This window comes from Caballeronia catudaia (assembly GCF_001544755.2).
Lineage (GTDB): Bacteria > Pseudomonadota > Gammaproteobacteria > Burkholderiales > Burkholderiaceae > Caballeronia > Caballeronia catudaia.
Genome location: NZ_FCOF02000002.1, coordinates 82,747 through 97,278 on the forward strand (window position 1 = coordinate 82,747; position 14,532 = coordinate 97,278).

Genomic DNA, 14,532 nt, shown 5'->3' on the forward strand with positions numbered 1-14,532 from the left:
CTGGCGGCGCGCTTCGGACCGGTCTGGCAAAGCCGCATCATTCGCCGCGCGTTCGTCGCGCGACGCATCGAGAGACTCATCGAGAGACAGCCATGAAGATCGCCATCGCCGGCGCATCGGGCCGCATGGGCCGGATGCTGATCGAAACCGTTCTGAATGATCCGGACGCGCAGCTCGTCGGCGCGCTCGACCGGCCCGGCGTGCCGCAACTCGGGCAGGACGCGGGCGCGTTCCTCGGCAAGACCACGGGCGTTCTGCTGACCGACGACGTCGAGCGCGTGTTCGCCGATGCCGACTATCTGATCGACTTCACGCGCCCCGAAGGCACGATCGCGCATCTCGAAGCGGCGCTGCGCCACGACGTGAAGATGATCATCGGCACGACGGGTTTCTCCGACGAGCAGAAGGCGCAACTGCGGAAGGCGGGCGAGAAGATCGGCGTGGTGTTCGCGCCGAACATGAGCGTCGGCGTGAACGTCACACTGAAGCTGCTCGAATTCGCCGCGAAGCATTTCTCGCAGGGTTACGACATCGAGGTCATCGAGGCGCATCACCGGCACAAGGTCGATGCGCCGTCGGGCACCGCGCTCGCAATGGGCGAAGTGATCGCGAAGGCGCTCGGCCGCGATCTGAAGGACTGCGCGGTGTACGCGCGCGAAGGCGTGACGGGTGAGCGCGATCCGTCGACGATCGGCTTCTCCGCGATTCGCGGCGGCGATATCGTCGGCGATCACACGGTGCTTTTCGCGGGCATCGGCGAGCGTGTCGAGATCACGCACAAGTCGGCGAGCCGTCTGTCGTACGCGCAGGGCGCGCTGCGCGCCGCGCATTTCCTGCAAGAGCGCGACGCGGGCTTCTTCGACATGCAGGACGTGCTCGGCCTGCGCTGATTCCGTAACAATGGCAGCGACTGGCGTCATCCATTACCTGCAATCCGGCGACGCCGTCACGCACGCGGTCGCCGGCCTGCTTCTCGCGATGTCGCTCGCGAGCTGGTGCTTCCTGCTCGTCAAGACATGGATTCTCGCGCGCGCGAAATGGCAAGGGCCGCGCGCCTTGCAGCGTTTCTGGCAGGCTGCGAGCCTGAAAGAAGGCATCGGCGCATTGCAGCGCGCGGATCGCGAGCGTGTGTTTCTGCCGCTCGCCGAAGCCGCCTGGCGCGCGTCCGAAGCCGATATGCCAGGCGCGATGCTCGCGCGTGTCGAGCGCAGCGAGCGCGTGCTGCGCGCGCTGCGTCACGCGTTGCTCCGTTCGCAACGCAGGCTGGAATTCGGACAGGTCTTGCTCGCATCGGTGGGCAGCACCGCGCCGTTCGTCGGCTTGCTCGGCACTGTGTGGGGCATTTATCACGCGCTCGGCAGCATCGCATCGAGCGGACAGGCGATGATCGAAAACGTAGCCGGGCCGGTCGGCGAGGCGCTCATCATGACGGCGTTCGGACTCGTTGTCGCGATTCCGGCCGTGCTCGCGTACAACGTGCTCGGCCGCTACGTGCGGCAGATTTCCGAGGAGCTCGACGGCTTCGCGCACGATCTGCACGCGTTCATGTGCGGCGACGCCGAGTAGGAGCGCGCGGCAATGGCCTTTGGCGGACTCGATAAAAAATCCAACGGCTCACCGATGGCCGAGATCAACATGACGCCGCTCATCGACGTCATGCTCGTTCTGCTCGTCATCTTCATCATCACCGCGCCGCTGTTCACGCACGCGATCCCGCTCGATCTGCCGAAGGTCGCGTCGCAGCCCGCGCGCGAGACGCCGCAGACCATTACGCTGTCCATCGACGATGCCGGCAAGCTTTTCTGGAACGATGCGCCCGTCAATTTCGATCAGATGCGCGCACGTTTCGCCGGGGCGGGCAAAGCGGAGCAGAAGCCGGAACTGCATCTGCGGGCGTCGAGCGCGACTCGCTACGAAGTCATCGCGCAAGTGATGGGCGCGGCGCAGCAGGCAGGGCTGGAACGCATCGGCTTCGTCACGCAGCCGGTCGCGGGCGCGCAGCCGGCGCGCTGAATCCGGGATTCGGCCTATGCCGAACGGCTGAATACCCGTTCGCGCTCCCTGTGTTCAAACTTGCCCATACGAGCTCGGATCGTGCATCGGCCGGGGCGCATCGCGCGACTGCGGGGTTAAGTGGGACGGTATAATCGCCATTTCCCCGTTCGGCGGGCCCGGCAAGAGCCAGCAGGCCCGAATTCCGACGCTGCGCCGTGTCAGCAATGCCCCCGCGCACGGACTCGCCGCCCGAAGTCCATTGAGACGAAAGCGGCCAGTCCCGAGGTCCGTTCCCAGCATTTGCCGAAAGCCAAACCAAACCATGCACGATAAATACGTACCCGCCGACGTCGAATCCGCCGCGCAGAGCAACTGGCGCGCGAATGACGTCTACCGGACGACCGAGCACTCGGCCAAGCCCAAGTTCTATTGCGTCTCGATGCTGCCGTATCCTTCGGGCAAGCTGCACATGGGTCACGTGCGCAACTACACCATCAACGACGTGATGTACCGTTATCTGCGCATGAACGGTCACAACACGCTGATGCCGATGGGCTGGGACGCGTTCGGCATGCCCGCCGAAAACGCGGCGATGGCGAACAACGTGCCGCCGGCAAAGTGGACGTACGAAAACATCGCGTACATGAAGAAGCAGATGCAGTCGATGGGCCTCGCCATCGACTGGTCGCGCGAAGTCGCCACGTGCTCGCCGGACTACTACAAATGGAACCAGTGGCTGTTCCTGAAGATGCTGGAAAAGGGCATCGCGTACAAGAAAACGGGCACGGTGAACTGGGACCCGGTCGATCAGACCGTGCTCGCGAATGAACAGGTCATCGACGGGCGCGGCTGGCGCTCGGGCGCGCTTGTCGAAAAGCGCGAGATCCCGATGTACTACCTGCGCATCACCGATTACGCGGATCAGCTTCTCGACGATCTCGAAGGCCTCGGCTGGCCCGAGCGCGTCAAGATCATGCAGCAGAACTGGATCGGCAAGAGCTTCGGCGTGAACTTCGGCTTCCCGTATGAAATCGACGGCGAAGCGAAGCTCCTGCGCGTCTTCACCACGCGCGCCGACACGATCATGGGCGTCACGTTCGCGGCGGTCGCGGCGGAGCATCCGCTCGCCACGCGCCTCGCGCGGGACAACGCGGATCTTCAGGCGTTCATCGACGAATGCAAGCGCGGCGGCGTCGCGGAAGCCGATGTCGCCACGATGGAAAAGAAGGGCGTGCCGACCGGTTTTTATGTCACGCATCCGCTCACGGGCGCGCAAGTCGAAGTGTGGATCGGCAATTACGTGCTGATGTCCTATGGCGAAGGCGCGGTCATGGGCGTGCCGGCCCACGACGAGCGCGATTTCGCGTTCGCGAAGAAATACGGCTTGCCGATCAATCAGGTGATCGACGTCGAAGGCAAGACGTACTCGACGGACGCCTGGGAAGAGTGGTACGCGGACAAGACCGCGGGCAGGCTCGTCAACAGCGGCAAGTACGACGGCATGACGACCGAGCAGGCCATCGACGCGATCGCCGCCGACCTGAAAGCGAAAGGCCTCGGCGACAAGCAGGTCACCTGGCGTCTGCGCGACTGGGGCATTTCGCGCCAGCGCTACTGGGGCACGCCGATCCCCATCATCCACTGCCCGGGTTGCGGCGACGTGCCGGTGCCGGAAAAGGATCTGCCCGTCGTGCTGCCGGAAGACCTCGTGCCGGACGGCACCGGCAATCCTCTCGCGAAGTCCGCTGCGTTCCTGAACTGCACGTGCCCGAAGTGCGGCGCGGCAGCGAAGCGCGAGACCGACACGATGGACACTTTCGTCGATTCGTCCTGGTACTTCTCGCGCTACAGCGCTCCGGATGCGAAGACGATGGTCGACGAGCGCACCGATTACTGGATGCCGATGGACCAGTACATCGGCGGCATCGAGCACGCGATTCTGCACCTGTTGTACTCGCGCTTCTGGACCAAGGTCATGCGTGACATGGGCCTCATCAAGTTCGGCGAGCCCGCGAAGAACCTGCTCACGCAGGGCATGGTGCTGAACGAAACGTTCTATCGCGAGGACGCGAGCGGCAAGAAGACCTGGTACAACCCGCTCGAAGTCACTGTCGCGCACGACGAAAAGGGCCGTCCGACCGGCGCCACGCTCAACGCGGACGGTCAGCCGGTCGTGCTGGGCGGCGTCGAGAAGATGTCGAAGTCGAAGAACAACGGTGTCGATCCGCAGACGCTGATCGATCAGCACGGCGCCGATACCGCGCGTCTCTTCGTGATGTTCGCGGCGCCGCCGGAGCAATCGCTCGAATGGTCGGGCGCGGGCGTCGAGGGCGCGAGCCGCTTCCTGCGCCGCGTGTGGCACTTCGCGCACGCCAACGCCGACGCGCTGCGCCATCACGCGAAGCTCGACGCCTCGAAGCTCGACGACGCCGGTAAAGCGCTGCGTCGCGAGATCTACACCGTGCTGAAGCAAGCCGATTTCGACTACGGCCGCCTGCAGTACAACACGGTCGTTTCCGCCGCGATGAAGATGCTCAACGCGCTCGAAGGCGCGAAGAATCCGGGCGAAGGCCTGCTGAACGAAACCTTCGGTGTGCTGTTGCGCGTGCTGTATCCGGTCGTGCCGCACGTCACGTTCCAGTTGTGGTCCGAACTGGGCTACGAGAAGGAATTTGGCCCGCTGCTCGACGCGCCCTGGCCGAAGGTCGACGAAGCCGCCCTCGAACAGTCGGAGATCGAGCTCGTATTGCAGGTCAACGGCAAGGTGCGCGGCGCGCTGACGGTTGCGAAGGATGCGTCGCGCGAGGCCATCGAAAAGGCCGCGGTCGCGCACGAAATGTTCGAAAAGTTCTCGGAAGGCCGTGCGCCTAAGAAGGTGGTCGTGGTGCCGGGACGTCTCGTGAACGTGGTCGTCTGATGCTCACAGCCAAGGGAGTCGACGTGAATCGTGAAGCCGGCATGAGCAGGCGCTCGTTTCTGGCGTTGTTGGGTGGAGCGGCGGCGCTATCCGCGTGCGGCTTTCAGTTGCGCGGCCAGCAGGACTACGCGTTCAAGCGGCTCGCGATCACGGGCGGCACGCCGCAGATGGTCGCGCGCATCGAGCGCATGGTTCAGGGCGGAAGCGACACGGTGATCGTCAAGCCGTTCGAGAAGCCCGAAGCGACGCTCAATCTGTCGGAAGGCTCGGCATTTCGCACGCTCAGCCTGAATGCGCAGGGCGCGATTCAGGAATACGAACTCGTCTTCAGTCTGAACTATTCGCTGCTCGGCGCCGACGGCACGATGCTGATTCCGCCGAGCGTCATCGCGCTGAATCGCTCGATGACTTATAGCGATCAATACACGCTCGCCAAGGCGCAGGAATCGACGCTGCTCTATAACGACATGCGCAACGACGCCGTCGACCAGTTGACGCGCCGGCTCGCAACGGTGCGCTCGCTGCATCCGGCGCCGGGCGAGCAGACGCCGGCTGTCTCGCCGCGCGCGCCGCTGCCGGTGCCGCCACTCTGATCGGCCGCGCACACCGGATCATGCAACTGAAGCTCGACGCGCTCGAAGCGCACCTCGCGAAAGGCCTGAAAGGACTGTATGTCGTCTATGGCGACGAGCATCTGCTCGTGCAGGAGGCGTGCGACCGCATCCGCGGCGCCGCGCGTGCCGCTGGCTTCACGGATCGCGCGGTGTTCACCGTCGATCGTTCGTTCGACTGGAGCGCGCTCATGGGCGCGACTCAGTCCATGTCGCTGTTCGGCGACCGTCAACTGATCGAGTTGCGCATTCCGACGGGCAAGCCGGGCAAGGAGGGCGGCGAAACCTTGAAAACGCTCGCCGCCACCGATAACCCCGACGTCGTGACGCTCGTCACGTTGCCGCGCCTCGATAGCGCAACGCAGAAGTCCGGCTGGTTCACGGCGCTGATTGGCGCGGGCGTCGCACTGAAGATCGATCCGATCGAGCGCGCGCAATTGCCGATGTGGGTCGGCCAGCGCCTCGCGCAGCAAGGTCAGCGCGTCGCGCCCGGCGAGGAAGGGCGGCGCGCGCTCTTGTTCATCGCGGAACGGGTGGAAGGCAATCTGCTCGCCGCGCATCAGGAAATTCAGAAACTCGGGCTGTTGTACCCCGAGGGCGTGCTTACCTTCGAGCAAATCCACGACGCTGTGCTGAACGTCGCGCGCTATGACGTGTTCAAGCTCAACGAGGCGATGCTGACCGGCGATGTCGGCCGGCTCGCGCGCATGCTCGATGGCCTGAAAGGCGAGGGCGAGGCCGCGGTGCTCGTGCTGTGGGCACTCGTCGAGGAAGTACGCACGCTGCTGCGCATCAAGCGTGGCGTCGCGGCGGGCAAGCCGCTCGCTACTTTGATGCGCGAGAACCGCGTGTGGGGGCCGCGCGAGCGGCTCATCGGCCCGGCGCTCTCGCGCGTGACCGATGAAGCGCTCGAAAAGGCGCTGTCGCTCGCGGCGCGGCTGGATCGGCAAGTCAAAGGCTTGTCCGGCAGCACGGGCAAGCGCGGCAGCGAGCCGCCTCCGGATCCGTGGGCCGGCATGTTCGAGCTGGCGATGGCCGTTGCAGGCAGTGGCAAGCCGGCGCCGCGACCGCGTCCCTAGGACGCTTCTGTCACAGGCTGTTGCAATTCGTGCAACGGCTTAGAATCATTCTTTGCGCGCTCGAGAATCTCGGGAGCCTCGGCACACGAAAGAGACTGACGATGAACATCGATCAATACATGACCGACCTCGGCCGCCGCGCACGCACGGCGTCGCGCGCGATGGCACGGGCGTCGACAGCGGCGAAGAATGCGGCGCTGCTCGCGGTGGCGGACGCCATCGAGCGCGAACGCGAGGCGCTCAAGCAGGCGAACGCGCGAGACCTCGCCCGCGCCCGCGAGAAGGGCCACGACGCCGCGTTCATCGACCGCCTGACGCTCTCCGACAAAGCGCTCGATACGATGATCGAAGGCCTGCGGCAGGTCGCCGCGCTGGCCGATCCGATCGGCGAAATCAGCGGGCTCAAGTTCCGTCCGAGCGGCATCCAGGTCGGGCAGATGCGCGTACCGCTCGGTGTGATCGGCATCATCTACGAATCGCGGCCGAACGTGACCATCGACGCCGCCGCGCTGTGCCTCAAGTCCGGCAACGCGACGATTCTGCGCGGCGGCTCCGAGGCGCTCGAATGCAACACGGCGCTCGCGAAGCTGATCGGCGTCGGCCTCGAAACTGCGGGACTGCCGCAGGATGCGGTGCAGGTCGTCGAGACGGCGGATCGCGCGGCCGTCGGCAGGCTCATCACGATGACGGAGTTCGTCGACGTGATCGTGCCGCGCGGCGGCAAGAGCCTGATCGCGCGGTTGATGGAGGAATCGCGGGTGCCGATGATCAAGCACCTCGACGGCATTTGTCACGTCTACGTCGACGATCGTGCGGATCTCGACAAGGCCGCCGCCATTTGCGACAACGCTAAGACGCATCGTTACGGCACCTGCAACACGATGGAAACGCTTCTCGTCGCGCGGGCCATCGCGAAAGCAGCGTTGCCGACGCTCGCGCGCGCCTATCAGGCAAAGGACGTGGAACTGCGCGTGGATGCCGAGGCGCGGGCCGTGCTCGAGGCGGCGCGGATCAGCTCGCTCGTGGATGCGACTGAAGAAGACTGGAGCACGGAATATCTGGCGCCGGTCTTGTCGATCAAGATTGTCGAAGGACTCGATGAAGCTATCGACCATATCAACACCTACGGCTCGCATCACACCGACGCGGTCGTCACCGAAGACCACGACCGCGCGATGCGCTTCCTGCGCGAAGTGGATTCCGCGAGCGTGATGGTCAACGCGTCGACGCGCTTCGCTGATGGTTTCGAGTTCGGCCTGGGTGCGGAAATCGGCATCTCGAACGACAAGCTGCATGCGCGTGGCCCGGTCGGGCTGGAAGGACTGACCTCGCTCAAGTACGTGGTGCTCGGCCGCGGCGAAGTGCGTCAATAAAGCGGATCGAACAAGAAGAACGATGCTCTGGATCAAATCGCTGCATATCGTGCTGGTGGCTTCGTGGTTCGCGGGGCTGTTCTATCTGCCGCGCATTTTCGTGAATCTCGCGATGGAGACGGACCCCGCCGCCACCGCGCGCCTGCTGCTCATGGCGAAGAAGCTCTTTCGATTCATGACGTTCATCGCCGTGCCTGCGCTCGCGTGCGGGCTGTGGCTGTGGCTCGTCGTGGGCATCGGCGCGGGGCAGGGCTGGCTGCATGCGAAACTGGCGATCGTTGCGCTGCTCATCGTCTATCACGCCTATTGCGGGCGCTTGCTGCACACGTTTCAGCGTGGCGAAAACAGGCGCTCGGACAAGTGGTATCGGATGTTCAATGAGCTGCCGGTGCTCGGGTTGCTCGGCGCGACATTGCTCGTGGTGATCAAGCCGTTCTGAATCAGGCTTGCGCAGCCTGAGCCGCTTTCTGTTCATTGACCAGATCGAGCACCATTTCGCCGAAGACTTCCGGGCGACCTTCGAAGAAGCGTTGAACGACGTTCTTTTCGAGCATGTACCGACGCAGCGATTCCCGCTCTTCGTGATTGTTCGCGAGCCTGACCGCCGCCTCGACGTATTCCTCCGCCGTATCCGTGACCAGCCAGCCGGGCATGTAGGAGCGCATGAACATCGCGCCGTCGATGCGCTCGAACACTTCCCGCCCTGTCTTGCAGACGCCGGGCAGCCCGACCGTGAATGCATCCACGATGCCGTTCGTGTTGCCGAAGGGGAACGGGCTCAAAAACATGTCCATGTCGTTTAGATACTGCATGTAATCCATATAAGGCTGGTATCCAACGATCTTTATATGGTTGGGGCGACTGATGTGCCTCACAGCTCGGGACAAGTGCAGCAGTGTGACGAAATTTCCGCCACTGGTCAGGAAATGGAAGACGACCGGCACTTTGCTGCGCTCGGAAATTTCTCTGCATGCCGCCAGAAAACTCGGTGAAAGCTTCATCACACTGGAAGCAATCGCGATGTCCACCTGCGCCGACACCTTCTTCTGCCGCGGCTTTATCGTTTCCAGCTTATGCGAGGGGCGATACGGCTGGCCATCCTTGGGAAGCCGCAAGAGCGCCTCGCTAAAGCATGCCGGATCGCCAACGTAATCGTCCTCCACGCTGACATAGTCGATGCAGTCGGAATGTGTGGTTGCGGGATGGCCCAATCCGGCGATCTGCAGCGGCGCGAGGCGCATGTTGGAGATAGCGAGGGTCAGGAAGGACATGCCTACGCTCGGCATGTAAAGAACATCCGGGCATTCCGTTTGTGCGAAATCCCGGATCGTTTCCAGCCACTGCTGGAAGGGCGAATCGGCTCGACGCTCGATTACCCGGGAAAACACCTCCCGTCCGCTGTCTCCAATGCTGGACGGTTCGCACATTGCCACGATGTCGAAGTGTGCGCGCGCGGCGAGCAAATTACGGGAATGGGTGCGCATGATCGAATGACCGTCCGTGAACGCATCCAGCACAACGAGCATGAGAGGGCGCGCTCGCTTGGCGCGACGCATGACGCCGCAGTTCATGTCCAGATTGGCCAGGCCGCTCTTGGCGAGCGTTGTGCGCACGAGCCGGTTGATGCTTCGTTTGATTGCATGCCGGTGATCGATTTCGGCGTAGGTGCAATGCATGTAAAGACCCAATAGTGGATCGAGTTCGATCTCGGACAGGTCCTCCACTTGAGCGAGGGAGGTGCCGAGCCAATCGAGAAGCGCCTCACGCTGCCTGTGGGCATCGGCGCTGCCGGGAAACATGTCGCCAGCTATTGCAATGGCGAGATTGAGCGTCGCTGCGCGGTCCGCGCGCATGCAGGTGGAATAGTCGACCGGCAGGTGCGATTCTGAATTGCATAGAAGGTTGAGCCTTTTGATCGCATCCGGAAATGGCGTTTGGACGGTGCCATCGTCCGCCAGGCGAGGTAGAAACCGGCGTGCGGCGTGATCCGCGTTGTTCAGAGGAGCCGCGCCGAAAAAATCCTGAATGAGCGCGCGGCAGCCCGATAAGCGGGCGAATCGCGCGGGCGTAAGCGGGAAGTCCGTGTTGCCAAGAAGCGATACGATGGCCGCCGCCATGCGGCTGGCGAAACGCTCTTGAAGCCAACTCTGCTTCGGGGGCGGCCATATGCCAGAGGTGTCCATGAGCTCCCGTGGATCCACGCCCGAGAGGCCGCGAAGGAAAACCTTCAGTTGGCCGAGCAGTTCAACGGCCTCGTCGAATTGGCCGCCGTACACGTAGGATTCGAAGCGTTCGACGGAAAAGGAATTGCTCATGTGTGGTTCTACAGACCGAATAGCGTTGTGATTAGCATAGACGATTGCCGGCCGTTCATTCGACGCGCAGCAGACCCCGCCGCCTACATCCCCACCCGCCGTCCTTCCAGTACGTCCTTGGCCTCGGCGAGCTTCTCCGCCAGCGCCGGCCCGCGTGCGAGCGCAAGCCCGACGGCCAGAATGTCGCCAATTGCGAGATGCGAAATACGCGATGTCATCGGCGAAAAAATGTCGGTGTCTTCATCGACATTTGCGAATAATCCGACCGTCGCCATGCGCGCGAGCGGCGAGTTGCCGTGCGTGATCGCAATGACCTTGGCGCCCCCATTCAGCGCCGATCTGCACGCGTCGAGAATGTCCCTGGTGCGCCCGGTATTGGAAATCGCGACGACGACATCGCCCGCTCCGAGCAGCGCGGCCGAGGTGGTGTACGTATGCGGGTCGGAGTATGCGACAGACGGCACGCCCAATCTGAAAAATTTGTGCTGCATGTCGAGCGCCGCGATGCCCGAGCCGCCGGCGCCATAAAACTCGATGCGCCGCGCGTCGGCGAGTATCACGATCGCCGCGGCGACGCTGTCGGAGGACAGGCTGTTGCGCACGGCGATCAGCGCGCCGATGGTCCGGTCGAGCACCTTGGCCGCGACGCCCGCAGGCGGTTCGTCCGTACGCACGTCGCGATAAACAGTGGGAACGTCCCCTGCAACGCCCTGAGCGAGACGGATCTTGAATTCGCGAAAGCCCGAAAAGCCGAGCGCCTGGCAGAACCGTGCGATGGTCGGCTGGCTGACGCCGGCGCGCGCGGCGAAATCGGTCATCGAGAGATCGAGCACCTCGCGCGGCGCTTCGAGAACGTAGTCCGCCAGCTTGCGCTCGGACGGCCGCAGTTGCTCGCGCATCGCTTCGACTTGGGACAGCAACATCGGAAATCTCGCCTATGCTGAAAATTGCTTGCGACTATAGCCGACTAACGCGTCTGTACAAATACTACATAAATATTGGGTGCGGCCTAGGTGGAATCCCGTAGGTGCAGTGTCTGTAAGCCGCCAAACTATGTGGCCGCTCAAGAATGATGAGTGATTTCGTCGTTGTCAGCCTGTAGTTTTTCTACTAGTATCCTTGCAATAATCAACCCAACCTCGACGGCACGCGCGCCGGGAGAGAGACGAAGGAGCTTCGATGGTTTCCCCGCATTCGCAACTCAAAAAAGTCACCGATCGCATCATCGAGCGCAGCAAGCCGACGCGCACAGCCTATCTCGCGCGCATCGATGCCGCGCACGGCCTTTTCCCCGCTCGCGGCGCGCTGTCCTGCGCGAACCTGGCGCATGGCTTCGCCGGTCTCGAAGGGCAGGAGAAGTTCGCGATCAAGGCGGTGCGCGAACCGAACATCGGCATCGTGTCGTCTTATAACGAGATGCTTTCGGCGCACGCCCCTTACAAGAGTTTCCCGGACATCATCAAGCAGGCGGCGCGCGAGCACGGCGGCATCGCGCAGTTCGCGGGCGGCGTGCCCGCGATGTGTGACGGCATCACGCAGGGCAACGCCGGCATGGAACTGTCGCTCTTTTCGCGTGAAGTCATCGCGATGAGCACGGCGGTCGCGCTTACGCACAACATGTTCGATGCCGCGCTGTGCCTCGGCGTGTGCGACAAGATCGTGCCGGGGCTCGCGATCGGCGCGCTGCAGTTCGGCCATCTGCCGACCATCTTCGTGCCTGCCGGCCCCATGACGAGCGGTCTCACCAATGACGAAAAAGCCAAGGTGCGCCAGGAATTCGCTACGGGAAAATGCGACCGCGGCGTGCTGCTCGAAGCGGAAGCGGCGGCGTATCACGGCCACGGCACCTGCACGTTCTATGGCACGGCCAACAGCAATCAGATGCTGATGGAAGTAATGGGCCTGCATTTGCCGAGCGCGGCGTTCGTGCATCCGCACACGCCGCTGCGCGATGCGCTCACCGCCGAAGCGGCGCGCCGCGTGCTCGACCTGACGCTCGAGCGCGGCAATTACACGCCGATCGGTCATGTCGTCGATGAAAAAGCGATCGTGAACGGCATCGTTGCGCTCCTCGCAACGGGCGGCTCGACCAATCACACGCTGCATCTCGTGGCGATCGCGCGGGCGGCGGGCGTCGTGATCGACTGGAACGATTTCGACGAGCTGTCGCAGGTCGTGCCGCTGCTCGCGAAAATCTACCCGAACGGCAAGGCCGACGTGAATCACTTCCAGGCGGCGGGCGGCGTGGCATTTCTCGTGCGCAATCTGCTCGAGGGCGGCTTGCTGCACGAAGACGTGCAGACGGTGGCCGGCCGTGGACTGTCGCATTACACCAGGGAGCCGAAGCTCATCGACGGCAAACTGCAGTGGGTCGACGGCGCGCAGGAAAGCCACGACACCAAGGTGCTGCGGGCCATCGGCGAGCCGTTTCAGCCGGACGGCGGGCTGCGTCTCATGCAGGGCAAGCTCGGGCGCGGCGTCATCAAGATTTCGGCGGTGGCTCCCGAGCATCGCGTGGTGAAGGCGCCGGCCATCGTTTTCAATTCGCAGGAAGAAGTGCAGGAAGCGTTCGACAAGGGTGAATTGAAGCGTGATTTCGTCGCCGTCGTGCGTTTCCAGGGCGCGCGCGCGAACGGCATGCCGGAGCTGCATCGTTTGACGCCGTTGCTGGGCGTGTTGCAGGATCACGGCTTCCACGTCGCGCTCGTCACCGACGGACGCATGTCGGGCGCGTCGGGCAAGGTGCCGGCGGTGATTCACGTATCGCCCGAGGCGCTGCTGCATGGGCCGCTCGGCAAGGTCCGCACCGGCGACATGCTCGTGATCGACGCGCCCGCGGGCGTGCTCGACATCGAGATCGACGTGAACGAATGGGCGGCGCGGGAGGTCCAGGCGCCGTTGCATCAGGCCGACAATGAAGCCGGTTTCGGTCGCGAACTGTTTGGCGTGTTCCGCAGCGCGGCGTTGCCGGCGGAAGAGGGCGCATCGGTATTCGGTCCGCTGATCGGCGCGACGGTTGGCGACGGGGCGAACAGTACGGCGGGCGCGCAGGACAGGAACCCGCTGCGCGAAAACGCGCGTGCCGCGGCATCGGCGTTGAACAAGGCCCACGCCACGCAGCACTGAAGATCGCAACGACGGGCAAACGGCTCGAACCTGAGAGAAACCCGCGGACAGGCCACATGGCGCCGCACAAAAACCAGGAGTCGCATCAATGAAAACGGTAAGCGAAATCGTGCGTCTGGGACCGGTGATTCCGGTGCTGGCGTTCGAATCGGTCGAGCAGGGCGAACACGTATCGCGCGCGCTTCATGCGGGCGGCGTGAAGGTGCTGGAAATCACGCTGCGCACGCCGGCGGGCATCGGCGCGATCGAGCGCGCAAGTGAACTGGCCGACGACATCGTCGTCGGCGTGGGCACCATCACGAAGCCCGAGCATTGCGCGCAGGCGAAGAAGGCTGGCGCGCAGTTCGGTGTGTCGCCGGGGCTGACCAAGGACATGCACAAGGCCGCTCAGGATGCCGGTCTGCCGTTGCTGCCGGGCGTGATGACGCCGAGCGACATCATCGCGGCATTGGAACTGGGTTACGAGATCGTCAAGTTCTTCCCGGCGCAGCAGGCGGGCGGCATTCCGATGCTGCAGGCGTTCTACGGACCATTCCCAAATCTGAAATTCTGTCCGACGGGCGGAATCACGGCGGAGACCGCGTCGAGCTTTCTGGCGCAGCCGAACGTCGTCTGCGTCGGCGGCTCGTGGCTCACGCCGAAGGCCGCGCTTGCTGCACAGAACTGGGAAGAGGTTACGCGCCTCGCGCGCGCCGCGAGCGAGCTGGCGCCGCACAAGTAAGCAAACATCGCTGTCTCGAAGGCGCGTTCGACTGCGTGAGCGGTCGGACGCGCCTTTTTTCTCTTGGTCCGAGTTCAATGCCCGACCCCTCCGTTCGCCTACGCTGCTTGATGGCGTGATCCTGTCGAGCAGGCGCAAATCAGCGTTTCCCGCGCCACCGCACCCAGTCCGTCCGTTGACTAATTCGATTAATGAAATCGGATAAATCTTAATTGCGAAATTAATCACGTTAAGACAATCGATCGAATTTGAGACTCGCGTAAGACTGTTCTCATTAATCCGCGATTTGCTGGGAATCGTCGCCCTTTTTATATATATTTAGGCTTTAGAAGTTCCTCGATATATTTAATCGCGGAAGCGAATCAAAAAGGAAGTTCGGCGCATCTGGTGCCATT

The 14,532-nt window shown here is 63.3% G+C and carries 12 protein-coding genes; 10 read left to right on the forward strand and 2 right to left on the reverse strand.

All coding sequences use genetic code 11. The features are described from left to right. Positions 1 to 92 precede the first annotated feature (92 nt). The 8 genes from dapB to AWB75_RS02635 all read left to right on the forward strand — a co-directional run bounded on the left by dapB (position 93) and on the right by AWB75_RS02635 (position 8,414). Positions 93 to 890, forward strand: coding sequence for a 4-hydroxy-tetrahydrodipicolinate reductase (gene dapB / locus AWB75_RS02600; protein WP_061122525.1), 798 nt, complete (start codon positions 93 to 95; stop codon positions 888 to 890). A 10-nt stretch (positions 891 to 900) separates the two neighbouring features. Beyond that, positions 901 to 1,566 (forward strand): MotA/TolQ/ExbB proton channel family protein, encoded by a 666-nt coding sequence (locus AWB75_RS02605; RefSeq protein WP_061122526.1) that lies wholly within the window; start codon positions 901 to 903, stop codon positions 1,564 to 1,566. A gap of 12 nt (positions 1,567 to 1,578) precedes the next feature. Beyond that, positions 1,579 to 2,013: an ExbD/TolR family protein gene (locus AWB75_RS02610; protein WP_061122527.1), complete on the forward strand. Its 435-nt coding sequence runs from the start codon at positions 1,579 to 1,581 to the stop codon at positions 2,011 to 2,013. Between the two features lie 304 nt (positions 2,014 to 2,317). Further along, positions 2,318 to 4,912, forward strand: a complete 2,595-nt coding sequence (leuS, locus tag AWB75_RS02615) for a leucine--tRNA ligase (RefSeq protein ID WP_061122528.1) — start codon at positions 2,318 to 2,320, stop codon at positions 4,910 to 4,912. A 41-nt stretch (positions 4,913 to 4,953) separates the two neighbouring features. Further along, positions 4,954 to 5,505 carry an LPS-assembly lipoprotein LptE gene (locus AWB75_RS02620; RefSeq protein WP_061122737.1) on the forward strand — a complete coding sequence of 184 codons (552 nt, stop codon included), beginning with the start codon at positions 4,954 to 4,956 and terminating at the stop codon, positions 5,503 to 5,505. Between the two features lie 20 nt (positions 5,506 to 5,525). Continuing rightward, positions 5,526 to 6,602, forward strand: a complete 1,077-nt coding sequence (gene holA, locus AWB75_RS02625; protein WP_061122529.1) for a DNA polymerase III subunit delta — start codon at positions 5,526 to 5,528, stop codon at positions 6,600 to 6,602. A 101-nt stretch (positions 6,603 to 6,703) separates the two neighbouring features. Then, on the forward strand, positions 6,704 to 7,975 hold the full coding sequence (locus tag AWB75_RS02630; RefSeq protein WP_061122530.1) for a glutamate-5-semialdehyde dehydrogenase: 1,272 nt from the start codon (positions 6,704 to 6,706) through the stop codon (positions 7,973 to 7,975). Positions 7,976 to 7,997: 22 nt separating this feature from the next. Next, positions 7,998 to 8,414 carry a CopD family protein gene (locus AWB75_RS02635; protein ID WP_061122531.1) on the forward strand — a complete coding sequence of 139 codons (417 nt, stop codon included), beginning with the start codon at positions 7,998 to 8,000 and terminating at the stop codon, positions 8,412 to 8,414. Between the two features lies 1 nt (position 8,415). On the opposite strand, the gene AWB75_RS02640 is transcribed toward AWB75_RS02635, so the two are convergent. Then, positions 8,416 to 10,290 carry a hypothetical protein gene (locus AWB75_RS02640; RefSeq protein WP_061122532.1) on the reverse strand — a complete coding sequence of 625 codons (1,875 nt, stop codon included), beginning with the start codon at positions 10,288 to 10,290 and terminating at the stop codon, positions 8,416 to 8,418. An 83-nt stretch (positions 10,291 to 10,373) separates the two neighbouring features. Then, positions 10,374 to 11,213 carry a MurR/RpiR family transcriptional regulator gene (locus AWB75_RS02645; protein ID WP_061122533.1) on the reverse strand — a complete coding sequence of 280 codons (840 nt, stop codon included), beginning with the start codon at positions 11,211 to 11,213 and terminating at the stop codon, positions 10,374 to 10,376. Positions 11,214 to 11,469: 256 nt separating this feature from the next. On the opposite strand from AWB75_RS02645, the gene edd reads away from it, so the two are divergent. Then, positions 11,470 to 13,416 carry a phosphogluconate dehydratase gene (gene edd, locus AWB75_RS02650; RefSeq protein ID WP_061122534.1) on the forward strand — a complete coding sequence of 649 codons (1,947 nt, stop codon included), beginning with the start codon at positions 11,470 to 11,472 and terminating at the stop codon, positions 13,414 to 13,416. Positions 13,417 to 13,504: 88 nt separating this feature from the next. Then, positions 13,505 to 14,137, forward strand: coding sequence for a bifunctional 4-hydroxy-2-oxoglutarate aldolase/2-dehydro-3-deoxy-phosphogluconate aldolase (eda, locus tag AWB75_RS02655; protein ID WP_061122535.1), 633 nt, complete (start codon positions 13,505 to 13,507; stop codon positions 14,135 to 14,137). The last annotated feature ends 395 nt before the right edge of the window (positions 14,138 to 14,532 follow it).

Coding starts and splice junctions, on each gene's coding strand:
- dapB (WP_061122525.1), top strand. CDS start 93: ATGAAGATCGCCATCGCCGGCGCATCGGGCCGCATGGGCCGGATGCTG.
- AWB75_RS02605 (WP_061122526.1), top strand. CDS start 901: ATGGCAGCGACTGGCGTCATCCATTACCTGCAATCCGGCGACGCCGTC.
- AWB75_RS02610 (WP_061122527.1), top strand. CDS start 1,579: ATGGCCTTTGGCGGACTCGATAAAAAATCCAACGGCTCACCGATGGCC.
- leuS (WP_061122528.1), top strand. CDS start 2,318: ATGCACGATAAATACGTACCCGCCGACGTCGAATCCGCCGCGCAGAGC.
- AWB75_RS02620 (WP_061122737.1), top strand. CDS start 4,954: ATGAGCAGGCGCTCGTTTCTGGCGTTGTTGGGTGGAGCGGCGGCGCTA.
- holA (WP_061122529.1), top strand. CDS start 5,526: ATGCAACTGAAGCTCGACGCGCTCGAAGCGCACCTCGCGAAAGGCCTG.
- AWB75_RS02630 (WP_061122530.1), top strand. CDS start 6,704: ATGAACATCGATCAATACATGACCGACCTCGGCCGCCGCGCACGCACG.
- AWB75_RS02635 (WP_061122531.1), top strand. CDS start 7,998: ATGCTCTGGATCAAATCGCTGCATATCGTGCTGGTGGCTTCGTGGTTC.
- AWB75_RS02640 (WP_061122532.1), bottom strand. CDS start 10,290: ATGAGCAATTCCTTTTCCGTCGAACGCTTCGAATCCTACGTGTACGGC.
- AWB75_RS02645 (WP_061122533.1), bottom strand. CDS start 11,213: ATGTTGCTGTCCCAAGTCGAAGCGATGCGCGAGCAACTGCGGCCGTCC.
- edd (WP_061122534.1), top strand. CDS start 11,470: ATGGTTTCCCCGCATTCGCAACTCAAAAAAGTCACCGATCGCATCATC.
- eda (WP_061122535.1), top strand. CDS start 13,505: ATGAAAACGGTAAGCGAAATCGTGCGTCTGGGACCGGTGATTCCGGTG.